The sequence below is a fragment of the Mucilaginibacter sp. A5337 genome, from assembly GCF_059690695.1.
Map to the genome: position 1 here is coordinate 230,279 of NZ_JCAWEC010000001.1, position 21,504 is coordinate 251,782.

The following is a 21,504-nucleotide window of genomic DNA, read 5'->3' on the forward strand; positions in this document are numbered from 1 at the left end:
AATCAGGAATATTATTTTACCAGTTCAGGGATAGCAGGCCAGTCAACAGGTACCTGGGTTAAGGCATATACATAGTTGGTAATGGTTTTATCACCAACAGCTACTGCTACATCAATCAGATTGGCCTGTGTATAACCGGCAGCGTAAAAGTTTTCAACCAACTGATGATCGGCATGGCCTTTATTTTCGGTAATTGATTTAGCTACTTTAACCAAAGCATCAATTTTTGGATCAAATGAAGCAGAACCACCGCGAATCTCAACAATCTGATCATCGTTAAAGCCATTCATTTTAGCAATGGCAGTGTGAGCGGCAGAACAGTAGGCACAATCATTTACCTGGCTTACGATAAGGTTTACGGCTTCTTTTTCTTTAGCACGCAATGATGTTTTACCGTTTGAAAGTGTTATATAGTTAGCAAGCGCATGGTCTGAAGTTGCAAAAACTGCAAACAGGTTTGGTACGCGGCCTACTACTTTGGTTAATGTATCAAATATTGCCTGATTTTCTGGGGTTACTTGTTCTCTGGTTGGAATTGCGAAAGTTTTCATTTTTGTAATGTTAATTTTTGTTGTTTTGAATTAACAATACAAAGGTGGCAAGTTTAGCGGCCCTGAGGAATGGGCAAATTTCCCGGGTTCTTGTAATTATTTCCCTTCAGCAACTAAAACCTTGTTATTTCTGAAATCAGTAGGCGAAAACGAGGTGTGTTTTTTGAAAAAATTGCTAAAATAAGCCGCATCATCAAAGCCAAGTTCATAAGTAATTTCTTTGGCCGATTTATCGGTATAATACAACAGGCGTTTTGCCTCAATAATCAGGCGTTCCTGTATCACCTGTAAAGGTGTCTTATGGTTATACAAGGCAAAAAGGTTGGAAAGCGTTTTGGGCGATTTATTTAATTGCCGCGCATAATAGGCCACGGTATGGTGTTCACGGTAATTATTCTCCACCAACAGATTAAACTTACGGATAGTACCAAATTTTTCATCGGCCAAAGCTTCGCGTGGGCCACTGTGAGCCTTAGCAAGGCGCGTCACGATAATAATAAGCCGCTTCAACAGCATCCTGAGCATATCTATCTGGATATTATCTGCCGTTTCAAACTCTTCGATGAAAATATCAAGCAGGCGCTGCAATTTAAACTGCATGGTTTCGTCAAGGGTAACAAAAACCTGGTCGGAGCTACCATAAAACAGGAAACCTACGCAACTTACTTCTTCATCATGATCAACAATACAATAAAAATCGCGGTTAAATTGCCAGGCCACTATTTCTTCCGGCCGCTCAAAGCGGAAGGATTGATTAACCATTAAAGGCAGAATGGTATTAGGCAAAAAATCATAATCAATCTCATCAATAGTTACGGTTTGCTTCTCGCCGCGGTTCCAGGCTATAGTCAGGTATTTATGATGACGATCGCGGGTAAAAAACATCCTGTCGAAGTGCCTTTCATTAATAAGCAGCAGCAGATCGCCGCCTGTAGATTGTTCTGTAGCTGATAGTTTCATTTTTGCGCGATAGCAAAGATATTTAGAAAATATGTCACAATAAAGGTCATTACTCCATCATAATTCTTAACAACCGCTTAACATACTTCATCAAACATTCATCCAAAAGATAGAAATTGCCTCTTTAATTGCCCGCTGCCATTGCTTGAGGTGATTACCCCTATTAATTTAAGATGACTATTACCCAATTCCTCGACCGGCATCAGGATGCCGTGCAAATTGTATTATATGCTTTTATCATATGCTCTTTGTGGCTGGTAGAGGTTTGTTTTTCGTCAGGTATAATTTCGGTAAAAAAACGCTGGCAACACAATAAAACCAACCTGCTGTTCATTTTTACAGCCCTCCCTATCCAGCTATTGCTCACCACTATTGTTTTGATCATAGTTGGCTGGACCAACGCACATCATTGGGGGCTGATCAACTATATTCCCGGTCATCACAATAAATGGGTTTATTACATAAGCCTTTTTATGCTGCTTGACCTTTGTGAATACATTTACCATGTGGTAATGCACAAGATAGACCCACTTTGGAAATTCCACCTGGTGCATCACAGCGATCTTCATGTTGACGTTTCAACCACAGTACGTGAGCACCCCGGCGAAACCTGTGTACGTACCTGCTGTTTAATGCTTTGGGTATTTATATGCGGCCCGGCCGTTGGCGTTTTGGTATTAAGGCAAACCTTTCAATCGCTATTTAATATCCTTGCCCATACCGAGTTCAGGTTACCTAAAAAAGTTAATAAAGTAGTTGGCCTGATCTTCATAACGCCTAACCTGCACCACGTACACCATCATTATCAACTGCCCCACACCGACCGCAACTATGGCGATGTGCTAAGCATCTGGGACAGGCTTTTTGGTACTTTTGGCGAGCTTGAACAGGAAAACACCCGCTTTGGCATAGATACCCATATGGATAAAGAAACTACCGGCAAGTTTGTAAATATTCTTAAGATACCGTTTCAGAAGCTGGAGCGGCCGAAAAAGTAAAAGCACTCAGCATCTTATTCGCTTTGGCTCCATTCAGCAATTATTTTATTCCAATTTGGTTCAGCTTGCCCGTGGGATGCATCAAGCATCAAAACATTACCCGCATCACCGGAACAATATAACGCAAACCAAAGGGCATCGCCTAAGCCCTCATTATGCCATGTGGTCGTGATATCATACATTGGTAGATGTCCTTCAACTACACCTACCTTACGAAGAACTATTGTTTCGTCTATATAATCATGTAAAAACTCGCCATAGCTGCCCGTACAACAGGCATAATATACATTATGATTTATCGCGTTGCAGGCTATATCTTCAAATTTTGTTTTATCTTTTTCGTCAACCCTAACAACCAATACCCATTTTTCCCCTGGGATGTTTTTCGTCCAATCCATATCCGGCATGTATTTTTGATAATACAGTTTCCGGTTGTTAATTATCGTTACTTCCTTCATAACCGGGTTGCTCGGGAGTTACCCTTACTCCCCATCCTCTCCAAAATCTTCCATAACGCTAAAATACTCTTCCCATTCAGGGTCGTCGATAACGGTGATATTTATTGGGAGTTCATCAAATTCGGCTAAAGCCTCATTAAGCCTGTCGCCTGCAATATCAATATCAGTGGTATACCAGGCCCACCAGCGTTCATTTTCGCCGGTAAATACAAAAGCCAGGATACTTTGATAATCATCTTCAAGGATATCCACCAATGCATCCTCTATCTGTTCCATCAACAACATTTCATCGGCAGGAGGCAACAACGATGGATCAAATGATTCATAGTTCCAGGTTACATCCATCCGTTGCAGATAAACACCGGTTTCAAAAAAATTTGCCAGGTTGGGCCTGTAGCGCACCAGCAGAGGAATATCATCGTCGGATACGGCTTCTACCGACACCCAGGTATCATCTAAAATCATAGGTTTGTTTTTATAAGGTTTAGCAGGGTAATTTTACAGATAAAATATTATAGCCGAACAACAGGGTTTGCAATGATTTTATTCCTCAATAACAGATCTTTAGTTTCACTCTGCTTTCTGCATATAAAGATAAGCATGCCCGGCAAAATACGGCGCATTTATTCAAAAAATCATTGACAAAGGCGTCCCTGGCTTGGTGAATAAGAGACTTACGAAGTTTTAAACTTCGTAAGTCATAAACATCTCTTTTATTCTATCTCAAACTCTTTTTTCAATTTAATATCAACCGACGAGCTGCCTATCATCACCATAAATTTACCCGGCTCAACCGTCCAGTTCATATTTTTATCTAACAGCGCCAGATCATCGGGGTGCAGGGTAAATTGTACTGTTTTCTTTTCGCCTGGACTAAGGGTAATCCTATCAAAGCCACGCAAATCATATTCATACGTAGTAACGCTGCTTACTTCATCCTTAAGGTAAAGCTGTACCACATCATCGCCTTTGCGCTGCCCGGTATTGGTTACATCAACACTTACCTGTATAAGTCCCTGCGAATTACCTTTTTCGGGCGATACCTGCAGGTTACTGTACTCAAATGTGGTATAGCTTAAACCATAGCCATACGGATATAAGGCACCTTTTACGCTGGTTTTACCCCAGCTGTTTTGCCCGCCCTGTTCGGCCTGTGATGATGGCTTAAAAGGGAAGTTATACTCCAGTTGCCCTGTAGTTTTAGGGAACGTGATCGGCAGCCTGCCACCGGGGTTATTATCACCGAATAAGGTTTCAGCAATCACCTGTCCGCTTTGAACACTGGGGAACCAGGCCTCTAAAATCGCAGGTACATATTTGTTTTCCCAGTTGATGGTTAGCGGCTGTCCGTTGATCATCACCATTACCACTGGTTTACCGGTAGCCTGTAAAGCCTGGATCAGCTTCAATTGCCTGCCCGGCAGATTTAAGCCGGTACGCGATAAACTTTCGCCTACACGGTCAACATCTTCGCCTACCACAGCAATCACAATATCTGATTGTTTGGCCTGCGCCACTGCCGAATCAATGCCGGCCTGCTCCTGCGCAGTTAGCGGTGTTTCAATAATCTCGCTCTCCGGCCAGGTAGCATCAATCATGTCGCAACCTTTAGCATAGCTTACTTTAGCATCGCCGCCAACATAATTTTTAATCCCATCAAACACAGTGGTAACAGGGTTGTGCGATGGGCCGTACCTGCTCACAGCGTAGTTTGTTTCCTTAGCCAGCGGACCGGTAACCAGGATATTAGGATATTTCTTTTTATCCAACGGTAACAGGTTATTAGCGTTTTTCAGCAGCACCATTGATTCACGGTTCATTTTCAGGCTCATTGCCTTATCTGCATCGGTATGCACTATTTTATCGGCCGCTTTAGGGTCTTTAACATAAGGGCTGTCAAATAATCCTAACCTAAACTTCACTTTCAATACCTCGCCAACACGGGTGTCGATGATTTTCATTGAAATACGGTTTTCTTTGATCAGATCGCGCAGGGGCATGATAAAGGTTTGCGGCATGGTAAAATTAGTGCGCACGTTAAGCCCTGCTTCAACAGCCTGCCTTACGGCTTCCTTATAATCGGCCGCAACGTGATGTTTAGAGTAAAGGAACTCAACGGCCTCACTATCGCTCACAACATAGCCATCAAACCCAAACTGCTGACGTAATAACTGCGTTAAAAAGTAATAGCTGCCTGTTATGGGCACACCATCCCAGTCATTGTAACTGCTCATTACGCCCATAGGATGCGCCTCCTGGATCACCCTACGGAACGGATATAAATACAACTGGTGCATTTCCCGTGGAGCCACATGCGGGTCGGTACGGGCACTACCGTCGCGGCCCCCTTTAGGTACGCTGTATACGGCAAAGTGCTTAAGTGTTGAGGCTACACCGCTTTCCTGGATACCCAGCACCATCTGCTTGCCCATTTCGGCAATATGAAACGGATCTTCACCATAACATTCAACCACGCGGCCCCAACGCTGGTCCCGGGCAGGGTCAAGTATAGGAGCGTAAACGTTGGTATAACCCAGGGCTTTGGCTTCGCGGCCAACGGTTTTACCTGCTTCATAAACAAGTTCTTTATCAAAGGTACTGCCGATAGATATCGGCGCAGGCAGCGGTGTAGCCCTGTCATGGTTAAGACCGTGAATGCCCTCGTTGGTAAAATCAACCGGGATACCTAATCTGGTTTCCTCAACAAACCATTTTTGAATGGTATTGATGGCTGCAGCATGCTTGCTAAACGGATATGAATACTGTGTTGGCGCATCGTCTGTATGTGAGGTAAGGTTATTCAGCTCCTCATCAATATTGGCTATCCCATCTTTCCATACTTCGTTTTTCCAGTTGGGTACAGGCATTTCGTCTTTCAGTACCCGTTTGTACCCGTAAAGGGTGGCCATCTGGCAGGTTTTCTCTTCAACAGTCATTTGGCTTACCAGGTCGGCCACACGCTTATCAATGGGTTGCGAGGGATCTTCGAACACATCCATTTTGCCGTTCTTGTTAAAATCTATCCAGCCCTTGTGGTAGATATTTTTTTCCTGCGCCGATGAAGCCAGGCTAAAACTAAGCGACAAAGCAGATGCCACGAACACCCGCGGCAGGTAGTATTTATTTCTCATGAGGGTTGTATTGGAGTTGGTTTTGCCAAATATATAGCTTTAGGCCTAACCAGTACCGTTACAACTATCCACCGAGTAGTATATTTTAACTATATCGTTTGAGTAACATATCAGTTGCATTATTCAGAAACTTTACGCTATTTTTAAACTGTCCATGAGCTTAAAACAACCTGTCACCCTAATTTCGCAAGCGCTTATTCAGGCCGCTATCTGCGTACCTTTCCTGATAATTACATTAATTATTTATGGCATTGCCCGCGAGGGAAACGAGGTAGGCGCAGCAGTTATGTATGCGTTATTTGCTATTCCGGGTTATATAATTGCCGTTTGCAGTTATCTGCTATATAATGTTATCGAAACAAAAATAAAAACTACCTGGAGCATCCTTAAATATGCGGCTCCGTTATTTTTACTGGGAGTTGGCTTGTTAACTATAGTAAACTATAAGGAAAGTGACCGGCAAATATTTCTTGTCATCATAGTCACTATCCTGTTCATCGAACCTGTTAAGATCATTTATAATCGGGTAATGAAAACATTGTAGTCAGCTGTTTAAGAATTGAGTTTAGCCTGCTAATACTTCAATTCTTTTCTGAAAAAACTAACCGCCAAACTATCTACCTGTAAATGGATGGCGTGCCTGTTAACAGAGGGGGCATCGGTAAAATAAATCGGCGCTTCTTTTTTTACGGCATCAATTGCTTCGCCAAGCATAACGTAATGACCTACCTTACCCGGTAGCTCTGTATAAGTTGATTTACTGATTAACTGATGATAATGCCTGGCGTTGGTTTTAACAGGTGCGATACTATCGCTTTGCGAGCCCACGATATATAAAGCGCCTTTAATATCGGCTACCTGCTCCTTGCGGACAAAACCGAAACCCAAAGCAGGCGATATGGAAAAGAAAGCTTTAATTCTTTTATCTTTTAATGGCGGCACGTATTTGGAGTCGGCAATCAGCGTACTATCGTCCAACAGTTTTACCAAACCCGGAAATTCGGGAATCTCCAGTTCTTTGCGCCCTGTAGTTTTATAATAATTACGGGCTTGCTCAAAGTCGAGCTTTGCACCGGCGAGGGCGATCATGGTGTATCCTCCAAAAGAAAAACCTGTTGCCCCTATCTTTTGCTGATCAACAAGCGGGCCAACCGCCGGATCATTTAATAATGCGGTAAGGGCGAAGCTAATATCTAACGGGCGTTCCCAGGGCTTCACAAACTCAAGGGGGATTTTATGATCATAGGTATTACCATAATGATCAACAGCAGCAACTATGCAGCCGCTGTTTGCCAGGGCCTGGGCAAGCCATTCCAAAGTTAGCCTGCCGCCGCCTGTACCATGCGAAAGCAGGATGAGCGGTAACTTATTTACCGGAAGCTTACCATTACGCACGGTTGGCTGACGTAAAAAGGGCGAAAAATGTTTATCAGCAGGTTTTAAAGTATCTGTTGTGGGATACCATATTTCGGTAACCACCGGGCGATTTTTACGGCTGCCATCCTTCAAATTAAAAGTACGTTCGCCGAGGTTTTGGGCCCGGGCTGTTGCAACCGATAGCAGTAAGATGATAGCGATAAGTATTTGTTTGCACATAATGTTTAGCGTTTACTTCACAAAACAAGGCAATTAGCACATCAAAAAGATTGACAATAGTCAATAAATTATTTTTTTGATTTGAGCCGGCTCAGGGTTTCCTGCGAAATGCCAAGGTAGTCGGCCACTATTTTATTGGGTAGCCTTTTGATGATCTCGGGCTGGGTTTGCATGAGGATATTGTACCGGGCTTTTGAATCCATGGTGATGAGGCTTTCTATACGTTGGATGGATGCGATATAATCAAGCTCAAGTCCTAAACGGTACATGGTTTCAAATCCGGGGATCTCCTTTAGCAACAGATCACGATCAGCATAGCTTAGCACCAGTAACTCAGATGGTTCCGGGCTTTGAATAGAAGCGACAGATGGCTCCTTCAATATAAAACTTGGGAATGCGGTACCCATGCGCCCTTCAAATATCAGGAACCGGGTTGATTCGTTACCATCATCATCGGTTAAGAACACCCGCAGGCACCCCTTCACAACAAAATATAAATACTTCGCGACACTTCCTTTTTCAACCAATATCTCATTACGTTTTGTAAAGCGGGATTTAAAACAATTAGCCACCAATTGCTCGTGTTCGGGCGAGAGTACTAATTTATCTCCGATATGTTGTTTTAAAGCGGCATGCATCGATGCAATTTATGCACTTGGCACGGGGTTGACAAATTCCAGATTATTTTAACCAGTGAAGACTTACGAAGTTTTAGAAACTTCGTAAGTCTGGGTCTACAACATATAATGGATAAGCACAGCTGCTGCTAAGTCAGCAGCTTGTTATACAAGCCGTAATTTTCGTTATCGAAGCAAACAAATATCACCTTCTCAACCACTTTATCTTCTGCCAAAAACTCATTAACAGCTTTAACAGCAATTGCCGCGGCCTTATCTTTTGGGAAACGATAAATACCAGTACTGATGTTTGGGAAAGCTATACTATGTACATTGTTTTCGGCAGCAAGCTTCAAACTATTTGAATAAGCTGAACGTAACAGCTCATCTTCTCCCCTTTTACCACTATTGTAAACCGGGCCTACCGTATGGATCACGTATTTTGCTAGCAGTTTACCACACGTAGTTATTACAGCCTCTCCAGTTTTACAACCGCCTTGCCGGGCAACAATCTTTCGGCAATCCTCCAGTATTTCCGGTCCGCCTGCACGATGGATAGCACCATCAACGCCACCACCGCCCATTAACGAGGTATTAGCGGCGTTTACTATGGCATCGGCTTTAATTTTTGTAATATCGCCCTGTACCAACTCAATAATACCCATAGCATTTTGGATTTATAGCTTGTGTAACAAACAGGAAAATGTTTTGCTTTTAAAAATACAGCTGCACCATTTTACGCCAGTAACGGGCTCGGTGGGCTTCTTCATGCCAGATGTATAAACTGTTTTGGATCCCCTTGCTGGCCAGTACTGTGCTCAGGTATTTATTATCCTCTAAAAATGCATCTTCTTCGCCTACGGCCAGTATAATTTGAAGGCGCTTAATCTGAGCAATAATTTCGGGGCTGTGCAGGTTATTCAAAAACTGGTTAGGCATATTAAAGTACACATTCTCATCGCGATAGCCATCCAACAGGTCGCGGAAGTTACCCATAGCCTGTGTAATGTCATAGCGCCCGCTCATACCTACCACTTTAACAAATACCGAAGGATGTTTGAAAGCGATATTTACAGCGTGATAAGCACCCATACTGCACCCTGCCGAAATAATTGAACCATCGGCATTAAGTGTTTTCATTAAAGGCACCACCTCCTGTAAAATGTATTGCTCATAATGCAGGTGCCTTTCCATGCGGTGATAGGGATGGCTATACTCGTTATAAAAGCTTTCGCGATCGATACTGTCAACACAGTAAATTTGCAGATGCCCGGCTTCAATTTTGCTTCGCAAAGCCTCAATTACCTTCCAGTCTTCATAATCATAAAACCGGGCTGTACGAGTGGGAAAAAATAAAATAGAGGCACCTGCGTGGCCAAAAACCAGCAATTCCATATTACGCTGAAGCGACGGACTGAACCACTTGTGGTACTCTCTTTTCATCTTTTAAACCGCTGAAAGATGACAAATGTGTGTAAACCCTATATTAAGCTAATTTGATACTTTGCGGCATTCGCTGTAAAACAGCATTTTTCCACAAAGCGTAACCGGCGCTGCTTAAATGCAAACCATCTTTATCATAATATTCTCGTATTGGTTTACCGGAAGCATCTATCATCTGATTAAATATATTGATGAACTGCCAGTTTTTATGGCGGTGAATTATTTCGTTTTCAATTAAACTGTTGGTATACCTGTATTTTTCAACAATAGGCCAGCGTGCAAAGCTCGGCTTAAGCGAAATATAATAACAGGGAATATTACCAAAAAGCCGCTCAACCTCAACGGTTAGCTGCTTAAAAAATATAAAAACCTCCTCGGGGTTGCGGCCATCGCCCAAATCATTGTCGCCTGCATAAACCACGATAGACTCGGGGTTGTAGGAATGAAGAATACGCTCAAAAAACCAAACGCAGGCGGCCAGCGTTGAGCCGCCAAAGCCCAGGTTAACAGGCTGCATGTCGTCAAAATCAGCATCAAGCGTATTCCATAAACGAATGGATGAGCTTCCATAAAAAATTACCCGCGGCACATAATCAAGCTTAGTTCGCTTAATCTCCAACTGCTTCACATCCTCTTCGTACCAGATCATATTCTATTTTGTAGACCGTATTAATTTAAGGGCTAAAGATAATACAATAGCCCTAACTTAATGTAAGTTGATAAAATAATGGTATTAAAATTGTAAACTTGTTACTCTTCTGCCGCTTCTTCTCCTTTCGTGCCCAGTTCAACAATATCGCCCTTTTTAAAAAGGATGGCCTGCAAAGTGGTACGCCAAACGGGTTTCTTACGCAACAAAAACTCCAGGTCCATACCAAAATGCTTAAACTCTTCCTGTTGGGCATTTTGCATAATAGCTTTTGCCTGTTTATCTTTTTCAACCGAAATGCGTTGTTCGTACCAGTTTATTGCCTCCGCCTCTTCGGTTAATGAAACTATCATTCGGGCAAAGGTGCGGGTTTCGTCCGATAATTCATTTGGGGGTTCGTGATATTGATCAAATGACATACTGCTCTTTTTTAAGGAGATAAATGTAATTTGAACGCTTTTGTTTTAGCCTGTAAGTATTTAGAATTATTATTAAACCACATGCTTCCTGATTTTAACAGTGACCAGTTTTGACGTTGGTGTATTGCTTTGCTCGGCAACGCTGTTGATAGGGATCAGCACGTTGGCTTCCGGATAATAGGTGGCTGTATTCCCTTCGGGGATGTTATAGGGTACCACCACAAATAACCTTGCTACCCGCTCAACCCAATCATCATAATTAAACAAGTCAACTTTTTCCCGGGCCTTAAAGCCGGCCTTTTGCATGTCGTTCTCGTTCATTAATATTACCCGGCGCTCGTTGTGAATGCCCCGATAGCGGTCATCAAGACCATATATAGTGGTATTAAACTGATCATGACTGCGAATGGTTGCCATATGATATTCGTCGGCCGCCAGTTCATGCTTAGGCAGCGGGGCGATGTTAAAAGGTATAATGCTTCCGTTTTTTTCGGTGATAAACTTACCCTCTTGTGCTGCGTTAGGCAGGTAAAAACCGCCGGGCAAACGAACCTTCTGATTATAATCCTCACAACCCGGAATTACCTTGGCTATCACATCGCGCACAGCATCATAGCTTTGGGCATATTTATCCCAGTCGATAACCGAGCGGTTACCAAACGTGGCTTTGGCAAGGTTGCAGACAATCTGGTTCTCGTTCATCAGGTGTTCGGATACCGGCGTCAACATTCCTTTCGACATCTGGACAACCCCCATTGAGTTTTCACAGCTAATGAACTGCTCTTCGCCATTTACAATATCCTTGTCGCTTCGTGATAGTGTTGGCAGTATTAAAGCCTCTTCGCCATGCACCAGGTGACTGCGGTTTAATTTGGTTGACACATGAACCGATAATCTAAGTTTACGCATAGCCTGCGCGGTAAACAGGGTATCCGGCGTAGCCGAAAGAAAGTTACCCCCCATTGCAAAAAACACTTTGAGCTTGCCCTCATCCATAGCTTTGATGGATTCCACAACGTCATACCCATGTCCCCGCGGTGGCTCAAAACCAAAAACTTCTTTGAGCTTATCTAACTGTTTAGGTTTCGGCTTATCCCAAATCATCATAGTGCGGTTACCCTGTACATTGCTATGGCCGCGCACCGGGCACAAACCAGCGCCGGGTTTACCAATGGCGCCTTTAAGCATAACCAGATTCACAATCTCTTTCACAACAGCTACACCGTTTTTATGCTGGGTAATACCCATGGCCCAGCAAATGATGATGCGGCTTTTATTTTTAATCAAATTAACAGCCTGCTCAATTTCAGTTACTGTTAAACCCGCAGCTTTAGCCAGATCATCAACTTCATATTGGTTCAGGCTATCTAAAAACGCAACATAACCTGTGGTGTTCTTTTTAATAAATTCATGATCGAAAACAGTACCCGGGTTTTCCAATTCGGCCTTATACAGCAGCTTTTCCATGGCTTTGAGCAGCGCCATATCACCATTTATTTTCACCTGTAGGTACAAGTCGGCCAGTTGGGTTTTGATACCCAAAAAACCTTTTACTTTTTGTGGATTCTTAAAACCCATTAAACCGGCCTCATGCAGCGGATTTACGGCGATGATCTTCGAACCTTTTTCTTTTGCTTTTTCAAGTGCGCTGAGCATGCGCGGATGATTAGTGCCGGGGTTTTGCCCCATAATGATGATTACATCGGTATCGTAAAAATCATTAAGAGTAACTGTACCCTTACCAATGCCAATGGTATCCGCAAGGCCAACACCGGTACTTTCGTGGCACATGTTGGAGCAATCGGGCATGTTATTGGTGCCAAACTCGCGCACAAACAACTGGTAGGTAAATGAAGCTTCGTTACTGGTACGGCCCGATGTATAAAAGGCAGCTTCATCGGGCGATGCCAACGCGTTAAGCTCCTCTGCTATTTTTTTAAAAGCGAAGTCCCAGCTTACCGGGGTGTAATGTGTAGCACCTTTGGCGAGGTAAACCGGCTGGGCAATGCGCCCTTTTTTCCCAATTTCGTAATCATTAAGTTTGGCAAGATCCGCCACCGAATTTTCGGCGAAGAACTCACCGGTCAATTTTTTGGTGGTGGCTTCCTCAGCAAGGGCTTTGGCTCCATTCTCGCAATACTCGGCTATGGGCGAACGGTCGTCATCGGGGTCGGGCCAGGCACAGCCAGAGCAGTCAAAACCGTTCTTTTTGTTCATGTGAAACAGGCCTTCCATACCCCTTACCAGGCCTGTTTCCTTTAATATATCAACCATAGCAACTGTTACAGCGGGAATACCAGCTGCCCAGTCTTTGGGATGTGTTATTTTCAGGTCGAGCAGTTCTTCGGGGTTTTCAGCTGCAGGTTCCTGTTCTGGTTCCTTGCTCATATCTTTTTAGCTGCTAAAGGATTGGGGTAATTATCGCTCTGATCTTCAGCAACCTCATCCAAACAGGTAAAATCTTTTTCAACCAGTAAATGTAAGCTGCCGTGAGTGCCCTCATAACCTACTTTGTCTTCATCAGCAAAACCGGTAATCATAGTTTTGGGCGCGTACAGTGTTATAGCGTTTTCTTTATAAGTGGCCGACAGTTGCTCATCATCAACCAGCCTTAAAGCGTAAATAAGTTGCTGGCTGCCAAAATCAACCGTTTCCTGCACGTAACCATCTTCGGCCAGTTTAGCTACGTCGGTTTTAGTGAGCCTGTATCGTAGTGAATTACCTTTTATCCTTATTTTCATTGATATCAAATCAGTTTATACTGCCGGTACTGTTGACACAGCATCATCGGCAGGGATCATTACACGTTGTGCACCTGTATAAATATTAAAGCGTTCATCGCGTAAAAATCCTATCAGTGTTATGTTAAACTCGTTTGCCAGCTCTACGGCGAGGCTTGAGGGGGCGCCTACAGCTGCAATAATACTAATGCCTGCCATAGCCGCTTTTTGAATAAGTTCAAAACTGGCCCTGCCGCTCAGTAACAATACCGTTTGTTGCAAAGGAAGCCAATCATAATTCATGGCGGCCCCGATCAACTTATCTAAGGCATTATGCCTTCCTATATCTTCTCTAAGTAACAGCAATTCGCCTACAGGAGTAAATAATGCAGAGGCATGGAGCCCCCCTGTATCATCAAATACACGTTGATGCCTGCGCAATATCTTCGGAAGCTGATTAAGTACAATGCTGTGGATCATGTTGCCATCATCCTCCCTCCCAGCAAAACCATTCACCGTACGTATAGCGCTGATCGATCCCTTACCGCATACACCGCAACTGCTGGTGGTGTAAAAATTGCGTTCGGTATTTTGGAGGTTCGGCAGAACGCCCTCCTCCAGTGTTACCAGTATGGTGTTCTCCTTGTTTTCGGCACAGGCAATAAAGCTATGTTTAGTCGATTTTATCTCATCGGCATTTTTAATAATGCCTTCGGTAAACAAGAAACCGGTTGCCAGTTCGGCGTCGTGCCCGGGAGTACGCATGGTTACTGAGATGTTGCGTACCTCTCTTTGATCGGCCGGACCATATTCCAGCTTAATTTCCAGGGGCTCTTCAATGGCGATACTATCCTCTTCCCTGGCGCTTTGGTTAGCGTTAACTTTTACAACCGGGATATGAATAACTGATGGCGTAGACATATTCAAATATACAACTTAACCGGCGCGTTTGTTTATGCAAGTTTATGCGCGAAAAGCAAGTTCAGGCGTTTGCGTTTGACTTATTTTTGAAGTAAGCGTCCACGTAAGAGCCGTTAACTTAGATCAGAAGGGGGTTAACAGGGTTAACAGAAATCCGGAATACCTTCACACTCTATATTGACAATCAACACCTTAAACAAAACAGGGTATTAACACGTGTGCCCCCCGGCAAAATTAAGCGTCCCGGCTCACGTTACTGGAAAGTAAGCGTGGACGCTTAAACCTGCGTAAGTGGATTTGTTAAATTTAAACCCATTGCTCATTTTGTAAGCTAATTTGAATATTTTTGAGATATGAAGATCAACATACTGGCTTTTGGGGTGACCAGGGAGATATTTGGATGCAGCGAAGTTAGCCTGGAAATGACCAACGATGCTACTATCTCCAATTTAAAATACCTGCTTGAGCAGCAATATCCGCGTTTAAAGCAGCTTTCATCATACATGCTGGCTGTTAACAACGAATACGCCCTGCCCGGTGATACTATTCACGAGCGGGATGAAATTGCGATCATTCCACCCGTAAGCGGGGGGTAGTCAGTTGGCAATTCAGTAGCAGTTATGAGTGGCAGCGGCAGTAGTTGTGTTCAGTCTGCAGGTTTTAGTTAGCTGTTTGCGGCAGCTTTAAGAAGGTACTTTATTACAAATCCATTCAACATAACATAACAATGGCTATCAGAAGCGCTACACTTGCCGATCATTCAGCAATATCAAACCTGCTTACACAATTAGGCTATCCCGGTACCGAGGAGCATTTACCGGAGAACCTTGAACTAATGTTAAGGCAACCTTCATCACGGGTTTTAGTTTATGAAGATGAGGGCCAGGTTGCAGGTTTTATTGCCATCGATTTTTTAACGCAGTTAGTAGTTAAGGGCGATTTTATCCGCATCAGTTGTTTTTCTGTCGATGAAAACATCCGTGGTAAAGGCATTGGTAAAGCGCTTGAGGATTATATCACAGAGCTTGGTAAGCAGCGCAATGCCGACCGCATAGAAGTTCACTGCCATACACGCAGGGTTGATGCGCATCGGTTTTATTACAGGCAGGGTTATACCGAATCGCCCAAGTACCTCATGAAATCGTTAGTGGATAAAATATAGATTTGCATTGCCATGAAAACACAGATCCTCCTATCGGCTCAAACACTGAATATCCAATCATGTATTGATTGGATCATGTCGCCCGAATCCGGGGGGATAGATGTGTTTATTGGCACCGTTCGTAATGCAACCAAGGGGAAAAAAGTTTTAAAACTTGATTTTGAAGCTTATGAGCCAATGGCCATCAGCGAAATGAACAAGATTGCGGCGCAGGCTTTTGAGCGCTGGCCCGTTCAAAAAATACTGATCCACCATCGTACCGGCTTACTGCAGGTTGGCGAAGTACCTGTTGTTATTGCCGTATCGGCAGCGCACCGTGATGCCGCCTTTGACGCCTGCCGGTATATCATTGATACACTTAAACAAACCGTCCCCATCTGGAAAAAAGAAAGCTTTGAGGATGGCGATGTTTGGGTGGCAGCACATCCATAAGATTTCGGATTTGGGATGTTCGATTTGGGATTTTTTTGATTTTACATTTATAATCGCCAGTCATCCTGAACTTGTTTCAGGGTCCCACAAGAAAGGTGGGTGATTTGCTTTGCAAGTGGCTTAGCAAGTGAGGCGCTGAAATAAATTCAGCATGACATGGAGAAGAACCAAGCCAATACACCGCCGATGTTGGTGTTGTCACCAACATCTTCCTTATTTACCACATTTCCTAATCAACCTTATATTCCTCTAATCCCCCCTCCAATGAAAAAACATCTGCTTCAGGTATCATTTTGAGGATCAACTTTACCGCCTCATCACTTCGCTTACCCGATGAGCAATAAAGCACCTTTGTATTGGGACTGGTAAAGTAGGCCAGATATTCCTCTACTTCGTCCAACGGGATATGTGTACCGCCAATGTCATAAGCTTCGCGTTCCTGCAACGTGCGTACATCTATGAGTTCCACAGTATCATCCAAAAGGATCCGCTTCTTTAGCTCATCGGCATTGATAGTTGGAATGGTAATAGTTGTTTTTAGGCGACGGATATGTGTTTTAGTAACCGGCCCGATCTTAAAGATGCGGCTTTGCATACTTTGCGCATCAAAAATCAGCACTTTCCCTGCAAGCAGGTCGCCGGTTTTGGTAAGATATTTAATTACCTCGTTGGCCTGCATGCAGCCGATAATTCCGGCCAAAGTAGGGATCACACCGCCCTCGGTACAGTTAGGGATCTGTGTAGCATCTACTTCGGGAAACAAATCGCGGTAATTGGGCGAATTAGCTCCTTTAGCGTTACTTACATTCCAAACTGCAACCTGTCCTTCAAACTGGTAAATGGCACCGTACACGAGTGGCTTACCCGCCAAAACGCAGGCATCATTAAGCAGATAACGGGTTTCAAAATTATCAGTACCATCCAGTACAATGTCATAGTTACTAAGCACATCCATCACATTATCGGATGTGATTTTAGTGGTATGAGGCACAAGTTTGATACCCGGGTTTTGTGCCTGTAAGCGTGTACAGGCTACTTCAGCCTTATTTTTACCCTCATCGGCAGGGGTGTATAATACCTGGCGGTGCAGGTTACTTATCGATACCTGGTCAAAGTCGGCAATACCTAACGTACCTATACCTGTTGATGCCAGATATTGCGCAGCAGGGCAGCCCAGGCCCCCCGCTCCTACTACCAGTACACGGGCTTGCTGTAATAATTGCTGGGCCTCCTCGCCAAAACCAGGCAGGGCTATCTGGCAGTTATATCGTTGTAAATCCTCATTCATTAGCGGCAACTATTTTATGGTGGATCATTGATTTTACTTTCTCTAATTCTTCGGGCGTGTTCACATTGGTCAGCGCTTCCTGACTTGGGGCATTGAGCAGGGTAATATCACTATTGATCAAAACCTTGCGCGGACATGAATACCCTTGAGCCAGAAACGACAACAACACAGGATAACTTTTAGGTTCCCAGATAGCTATTAAAGGCTCCGGAAAATCAGTTACGGGACTGTGATAAGCCGTAGCCACCGACGAGCTATTACGCCATGCAACTAAATTGCGAAGCGTACTTTCATCCATCAGCGGCAAATCGCAGGCTATAACCAGCCATGCGGCATCGGGCTGTTCACGGAAAGCGGATAGAATAGCTCCATAAGGCCCCAACCCGGTAAATGTATCCTCGATAACCAGATAAGCCGGATCAATTTCCTGCTGCTGTCCCGGCCTGCCGGAAATATAAACCTCTTTACAAAAGTTTTTAAGCAGATCGGCCATATAGTAGCGCTGCTGTTTGCCGTGCCAGTTGGCCGCACCCTTATCAAAACCCATGCGGGTGCTTTTACCGCCTGCTAATACCAATCCGTTTAAAACGGGTTTAGCCTGCTTTAACGCCGCTTCGAAAAACGCAACGATCTTTTCACGGTCATCTATCTTTAAAACAGGGATCTGTTGCCAATTGGGTATAACTTCCTGTATAAAGTCGGGAATTTCGCTTGCGTTATCGGCCAGCAGGAAAAGCTGAACATGATTAAGCTGGTCTGCCCTTTTTTGCAGCGAAGCTTTTTTATTGATGTCGATAATAACTACCTGGGCTTTGGCCTGCTGGTGGTTACCGTTAACCAATACCAAGTCGGCAGATGAAAACTGTTGTTTAAGCTGATAAGGATAAACCGGGTTTTGGTAGTTAAACTGCTTATAGTTGACCTGGTCGGTATAATCGAGTGAGGCTCCGCTCACCAGTCTGCCGGGCAACAAGGTAATATCATCATTATGCGACATATCCACATAAGCGCATTTATAAACCGGCGAAAGTGCCCTGATCACATCATCGGCCAATAATTTGATCACAGTACATGGGCCGCCTAAAATTGCCCATTCATTACGGCCGAAATTGCCGGTTGAGGGCCGGGTCAGTTTAGCGTGTTTTTTATGCGTGCCGGATGGCTGGTTATGATCTTTTAAAGTCACGTTTACCTCCTGTTTTTGAGATCAGTTTGGTTTCCTTTATCACTATATCATGGCTCATGGCCTTACACATATCATAAATGGTAAGCGCCGCTATCGATGCACCTACCAATGCCTCCATCTCCACACCTGTTTTTGCGGTGATGCTGGCAGTACAATCAACCTCTACCTCCTGCTGTTCATTTATCCGGATGGTAACGTTACAGTTATCCAAACCCAGCGGGTGGCAAAGCGGGATCAGGTCGCCGGTTTTTTTTGCCGCCATAATACCGGCAATAATAGCTGTTTGAAAAACAGGGCCTTTTTTGCTCTGCAATTCGTTCCCCGCTAAAAGTTCAAATACTGCTGCCGGCAAAGCAACCACACTGCGTGCAGTAGCGGTGCGGTGTGTAACCTGCTTTTCAGTTACATCAACCATATTCGGGTCGCCTTGTTTGTTTATGTGGGTTAACATTTTTTTACTGTGATTACACTGATTTTTATTATGATTTCACCGATCCCTTGATTTACGATGATTGTTTACTTGATTATATCGACTTGTTCGCTGATTGATTCACTTAAATCAAAAAATCAGTGTAATCAAACAAAGAAAATCGGTGTAATCCCCAAAACTAAAACCTCCAAACCTTAAACACCTCTCCTGCTTTAAATTCATTCCTTTCGAGCGGGAGTTGCAAAAAGGCTTCGGTATCTGCTAAGTTAGCAAAATCGCCTGAACCATTGCCTTCAACAGGCATTGCTATTAGCTGACCCAGCTCGTTACTTTGCAACTTTACCTGCAGATAATATTGCAATGCCGGCTGAAAAGTAAAATCTTTGCCCAGTACAGCATATGTTGGCGGCTTTAAAGGCAAGCCAAGTGTAGCATTAAGCCATAATAAAAAATAGCGGTGCAGGCACATAAATGTGGCTACAGGATTACCGGGAAAAGCAAATACCAATGCACCGGTATCATGCCTGCCAAACCAGAAAGGTTTACCGGGGCGCTGGGCTACTTTATGAAATAGTTTTTCAACCTTTAATTCTTCCAGTGCCTGCGGGATGTAATCAAATTTCCCCATCGAAATACCACCACTCAACAACAGCACATCATAATTATTCAAGCAATGTTGAATCTGCTCCCTGGTAACAGCAGGTTCATCCGGAATATGCAAAATATCAGCATCAATATGGTGCTGTTTTAAAACAGCTTTAACCGTATAGCTGTTTGATTTGCGGATTTGATATGGCAGCGGTGTTTCGTGTACGTCCACCAGTTCATCGCCCGATGAAATCACCACCACCCTGGGCATTTTTTTTACAAGCAGGTGGGTTTTGCCAACCGACGCCGCCACACTGATTATAGCCGGACTTACCGATTGCCCCGATGAAGCAATAACATCATATTGTTTTTTATCAGCGCCCTGTAAATGCAGGTTCTGCCCCTTTTTAATATCCAGGGCATGCAAAGTTGCTATCCCGTCGCTAATCTTCACATCTTCATAACGGATCACAGTGTCAGCCGAAACGGGCATTACAGCGCCTGTCATGATCTCGATACATTCATCTTCCTCATTGATCTGAACCGGCTCATCACCCGCTGCCTGGGTAGCTTTAACGCGGAATACCTGAATACCATTTTCGATGGCAGCATATTTTATAGCTATGCCATCCATAGTTACCCGGTTAAAAGGGGGCAAATCGCGGTCAGCTTTCAGGTCTTCGGCAAGCACATAGCCTAATGCCTGTTCAAACGGTAAGCTTTGGGTTCCATAATTCCTGGTTTGTGCCAGTACCAGTTTTTCTGCTTCTTCAACAGTTGTCATCTTTTTGTTTGATCTTTAAACTATCCGCCAATAGTAGCCATTGATTCATGGATTCCGGTTTTAGCAACCCGCGCGCGCTCGGCTTCCCAGCCATCTGCCGGCCGGTGATTAAAAGCAGTTAACAGGGCGTCCTGCAATGTTTCATCAGTGGCCCCGCTACGTATCAAATCTTTTAGGTTAAGCACGCCATCATCATACAAACAGGTTTTTAACTCGCCCTCGGGTGTTACCCGAATGCGGTTACAACTACCGCAAAACGTACGCGAATAAGCGGCTATGATACCTATAGTTCCTTTATGTCCTGGTATCTGGTAATTGTACGAAGTGGAATAAGCCGGATCATCCAGCTTTTTTATTTGCGGATATTTGCTTTTTATTTCTTCCAAAACACGCACATAGTCCCAGTGCAATCCATCATATACATGTCCATCGCCATTAAAGGGCATTTCTTCAATAAACCTTACGCTTACCGGCAATTCTTTAGCCAGTTCAACCAGTGGAATAATATCCTGTATGTTTTTGCCATCCATTACCACGGCATTGATCTTTACCTCCATATCATGACTTAACATGGCATCCAGGGCAGCCATCACATTGGCAAACTCATCGCGACGGGTGATGGTAAAAAAGCGGCTGGCATCCAGTGTATCCAAACTCAGGTTTACCGATCGTATGCCTATCTTTTTCAATTCGGGTACGTAAGGTGCTATGAGCACTCCGTTGGTTGTCAGGCTCAGTTCTTTTAGGCCATCAAGCCTGGATATGCCTGTAAGCAAAGACATAAGATCTTTACGTACAAAGGGTTCTCCTCCGGTTATCCGAATCTTGTCGATGCCCATTTTTACAAGCAAACGGCAGCTACGCAGCATTTCGTCGTAACTCATGAGTTCGGCACGCGAAAGCCAGTTTAAACCATCTTCCGGCATGCAGTAAAAGCAGCGCAGATTGCACCTGTCTGTCACCGCGAGGCGCATATAACTAATCTTCCGGCCGTGATTATCTGTTAACAAAATATATCCCTTTTTACCTTGTAAATTTAATTAATTAACAGCCATTACAGCTTTAAGTTGATGCATGGCAATTGTAAAAGTAAGCATTACTATGCGGCGGGATGTTTATGAAATGTATTTTTTAGCCCTGCAACCGGCGATTTATCAATCTCTTATTAAAC

General features: G+C 43.9%; 24 protein-coding genes. 5 read left to right on the top strand and 19 right to left on the bottom strand.

All coding sequences use genetic code 11. The annotated features are described in order from the left end of the window. Positions 1-11: 11 nt before the first annotated feature. A complete protein-coding gene (locus AC59JO_RS01025; RefSeq protein WP_497302811.1) occupies positions 12-551 on the bottom strand; it encodes a carboxymuconolactone decarboxylase family protein in 540 nt (179 codons plus the stop codon). A 96-nt stretch (positions 552-647) separates the two neighbouring features. Further along, positions 648-1,511: a helix-turn-helix domain-containing protein gene (locus AC59JO_RS01030; RefSeq protein WP_497302812.1), complete on the bottom strand. Its 864-nt coding sequence runs from the start codon at positions 1,509-1,511 to the stop codon at positions 648-650. Positions 1,512-1,684: 173 nt separating this feature from the next. Between AC59JO_RS01030 and AC59JO_RS01035 the strand changes: the two genes are divergently transcribed. Then, complete coding sequence (locus AC59JO_RS01035; protein WP_497302813.1) at positions 1,685-2,509, top strand: sterol desaturase family protein; 825 nt, start codon at positions 1,685-1,687, stop codon at positions 2,507-2,509. A 14-nt stretch (positions 2,510-2,523) separates the two neighbouring features. Here the strand turns inward: AC59JO_RS01035 and AC59JO_RS01040 are convergent, their stop codons facing one another. The 3 genes from AC59JO_RS01040 to AC59JO_RS01050 all read right to left on the bottom strand — a co-directional run bounded on the left by AC59JO_RS01040 (position 2,524) and on the right by AC59JO_RS01050 (position 6,098). After that, positions 2,524-2,967 carry a DUF7684 family protein gene (locus AC59JO_RS01040; protein ID WP_497302814.1) on the bottom strand — a complete coding sequence of 148 codons (444 nt, stop codon included), beginning with the start codon at positions 2,965-2,967 and terminating at the stop codon, positions 2,524-2,526. A 24-nt stretch (positions 2,968-2,991) separates the two neighbouring features. Beyond that, positions 2,992-3,432: a DUF695 domain-containing protein gene (locus AC59JO_RS01045; RefSeq protein WP_413668778.1), complete on the bottom strand. Its 441-nt coding sequence runs from the start codon at positions 3,430-3,432 to the stop codon at positions 2,992-2,994. Between the two features lie 248 nt (positions 3,433-3,680). Beyond that, positions 3,681-6,098, bottom strand: coding sequence for a glycoside hydrolase family 3 N-terminal domain-containing protein (locus AC59JO_RS01050; protein WP_413668779.1), 2,418 nt, complete (start codon positions 6,096-6,098; stop codon positions 3,681-3,683). A gap of 154 nt (positions 6,099-6,252) precedes the next feature. On the opposite strand from AC59JO_RS01050, the gene AC59JO_RS01055 reads away from it, so the two are divergent. Continuing rightward, positions 6,253-6,642 (top strand): hypothetical protein, encoded by a 390-nt coding sequence (locus tag AC59JO_RS01055; RefSeq protein ID WP_413668780.1) that lies wholly within the window; start codon positions 6,253-6,255, stop codon positions 6,640-6,642. 29 nt (positions 6,643-6,671) lie between these two features. On the opposite strand, the gene AC59JO_RS01060 is transcribed toward AC59JO_RS01055, so the two are convergent. The 9 genes from AC59JO_RS01060 to fdhD all read right to left on the bottom strand — a co-directional run bounded on the left by AC59JO_RS01060 (position 6,672) and on the right by fdhD (position 14,463). Continuing rightward, entirely contained in the window at positions 6,672-7,694 is a 1,023-nt protein-coding gene (locus AC59JO_RS01060; protein WP_497302815.1) for an alpha/beta hydrolase family protein, read from the bottom strand. 68 nt (positions 7,695-7,762) lie between these two features. Continuing rightward, positions 7,763-8,332 (bottom strand): Crp/Fnr family transcriptional regulator, encoded by a 570-nt coding sequence (locus AC59JO_RS01065; protein ID WP_413668782.1) that lies wholly within the window; start codon positions 8,330-8,332, stop codon positions 7,763-7,765. 128 nt (positions 8,333-8,460) lie between these two features. Further along, positions 8,461-8,976 carry an O-acetyl-ADP-ribose deacetylase gene (locus AC59JO_RS01070; protein WP_497302816.1) on the bottom strand — a complete coding sequence of 172 codons (516 nt, stop codon included), beginning with the start codon at positions 8,974-8,976 and terminating at the stop codon, positions 8,461-8,463. Between the two features lie 49 nt (positions 8,977-9,025). Continuing rightward, positions 9,026-9,754, bottom strand: a complete 729-nt coding sequence (locus AC59JO_RS01075) for an esterase family protein (protein ID WP_413668784.1) — start codon at positions 9,752-9,754, stop codon at positions 9,026-9,028. A 43-nt stretch (positions 9,755-9,797) separates the two neighbouring features. Further along, complete coding sequence (locus AC59JO_RS01080; RefSeq protein ID WP_413668785.1) at positions 9,798-10,403, bottom strand: GDSL-type esterase/lipase family protein; 606 nt, start codon at positions 10,401-10,403, stop codon at positions 9,798-9,800. Between the two features lie 101 nt (positions 10,404-10,504). Next, positions 10,505-10,822, bottom strand: a complete 318-nt coding sequence (locus AC59JO_RS01085) for a ferritin family protein (protein WP_413668786.1) — start codon at positions 10,820-10,822, stop codon at positions 10,505-10,507. 72 nt (positions 10,823-10,894) lie between these two features. Beyond that, a complete protein-coding gene (locus tag AC59JO_RS01090) occupies positions 10,895-13,210 on the bottom strand; it encodes an FdhF/YdeP family oxidoreductase (RefSeq protein ID WP_497302818.1) in 2,316 nt (771 codons plus the stop codon). Beyond that, a complete protein-coding gene (locus AC59JO_RS01095) occupies positions 13,207-13,563 on the bottom strand; it encodes a DUF7009 family protein (RefSeq protein ID WP_497302820.1) in 357 nt (118 codons plus the stop codon). Before AC59JO_RS01095 ends, AC59JO_RS01090 begins: the two co-directional genes overlap by 4 nt. 15 nt (positions 13,564-13,578) lie before the next feature. Beyond that, entirely contained in the window at positions 13,579-14,463 is an 885-nt protein-coding gene (gene fdhD, locus AC59JO_RS01100; RefSeq protein WP_497302822.1) for a formate dehydrogenase accessory sulfurtransferase FdhD, read from the bottom strand. Positions 14,464-14,816: 353 nt separating this feature from the next. Here fdhD and AC59JO_RS01105 point away from each other — a divergent pair, with 353 nt between their 5' ends. From AC59JO_RS01105 to AC59JO_RS01115, 3 genes are all read left to right on the top strand, one after another. Further along, a complete protein-coding gene (locus AC59JO_RS01105; RefSeq protein ID WP_497302824.1) occupies positions 14,817-15,059 on the top strand; it encodes a MoaD/ThiS family protein in 243 nt (80 codons plus the stop codon). Positions 15,060-15,190: 131 nt separating this feature from the next. Beyond that, positions 15,191-15,625 (top strand): GNAT family N-acetyltransferase, encoded by a 435-nt coding sequence (locus tag AC59JO_RS01110; protein WP_497302826.1) that lies wholly within the window; start codon positions 15,191-15,193, stop codon positions 15,623-15,625. A 12-nt stretch (positions 15,626-15,637) separates the two neighbouring features. Continuing rightward, positions 15,638-16,057, top strand: coding sequence for a molybdenum cofactor biosynthesis protein MoaE (locus tag AC59JO_RS01115; protein WP_497302828.1), 420 nt, complete (start codon positions 15,638-15,640; stop codon positions 16,055-16,057). Positions 16,058-16,286: 229 nt separating this feature from the next. On the opposite strand, the gene AC59JO_RS01120 is transcribed toward AC59JO_RS01115, so the two are convergent. From AC59JO_RS01120 to moaA, 5 genes are all read right to left on the bottom strand, one after another. Then, a complete protein-coding gene (locus tag AC59JO_RS01120; protein WP_413668792.1) occupies positions 16,287-17,345 on the bottom strand; it encodes a ThiF family adenylyltransferase in 1,059 nt (352 codons plus the stop codon). Then, positions 17,338-18,531, bottom strand: coding sequence for an NTP transferase domain-containing protein (locus tag AC59JO_RS01125; protein WP_497302830.1), 1,194 nt, complete (start codon positions 18,529-18,531; stop codon positions 17,338-17,340). Before AC59JO_RS01125 ends, AC59JO_RS01120 begins: the two co-directional genes overlap by 8 nt. After that, entirely contained in the window at positions 18,512-18,982 is a 471-nt protein-coding gene (gene moaC, locus AC59JO_RS01130; RefSeq protein WP_413668794.1) for a cyclic pyranopterin monophosphate synthase MoaC, read from the bottom strand. Before moaC ends, AC59JO_RS01125 begins: the two co-directional genes overlap by 20 nt. A gap of 157 nt (positions 18,983-19,139) precedes the next feature. Beyond that, complete coding sequence (locus AC59JO_RS01135; RefSeq protein ID WP_497302832.1) at positions 19,140-20,333, bottom strand: molybdopterin molybdotransferase MoeA; 1,194 nt, start codon at positions 20,331-20,333, stop codon at positions 19,140-19,142. 20 nt (positions 20,334-20,353) lie between these two features. Further along, positions 20,354-21,343, bottom strand: a complete 990-nt coding sequence (gene moaA, locus AC59JO_RS01140; RefSeq protein WP_497302834.1) for a GTP 3',8-cyclase MoaA — start codon at positions 21,341-21,343, stop codon at positions 20,354-20,356. Positions 21,344-21,504: the final 161 nt, after the last annotated feature.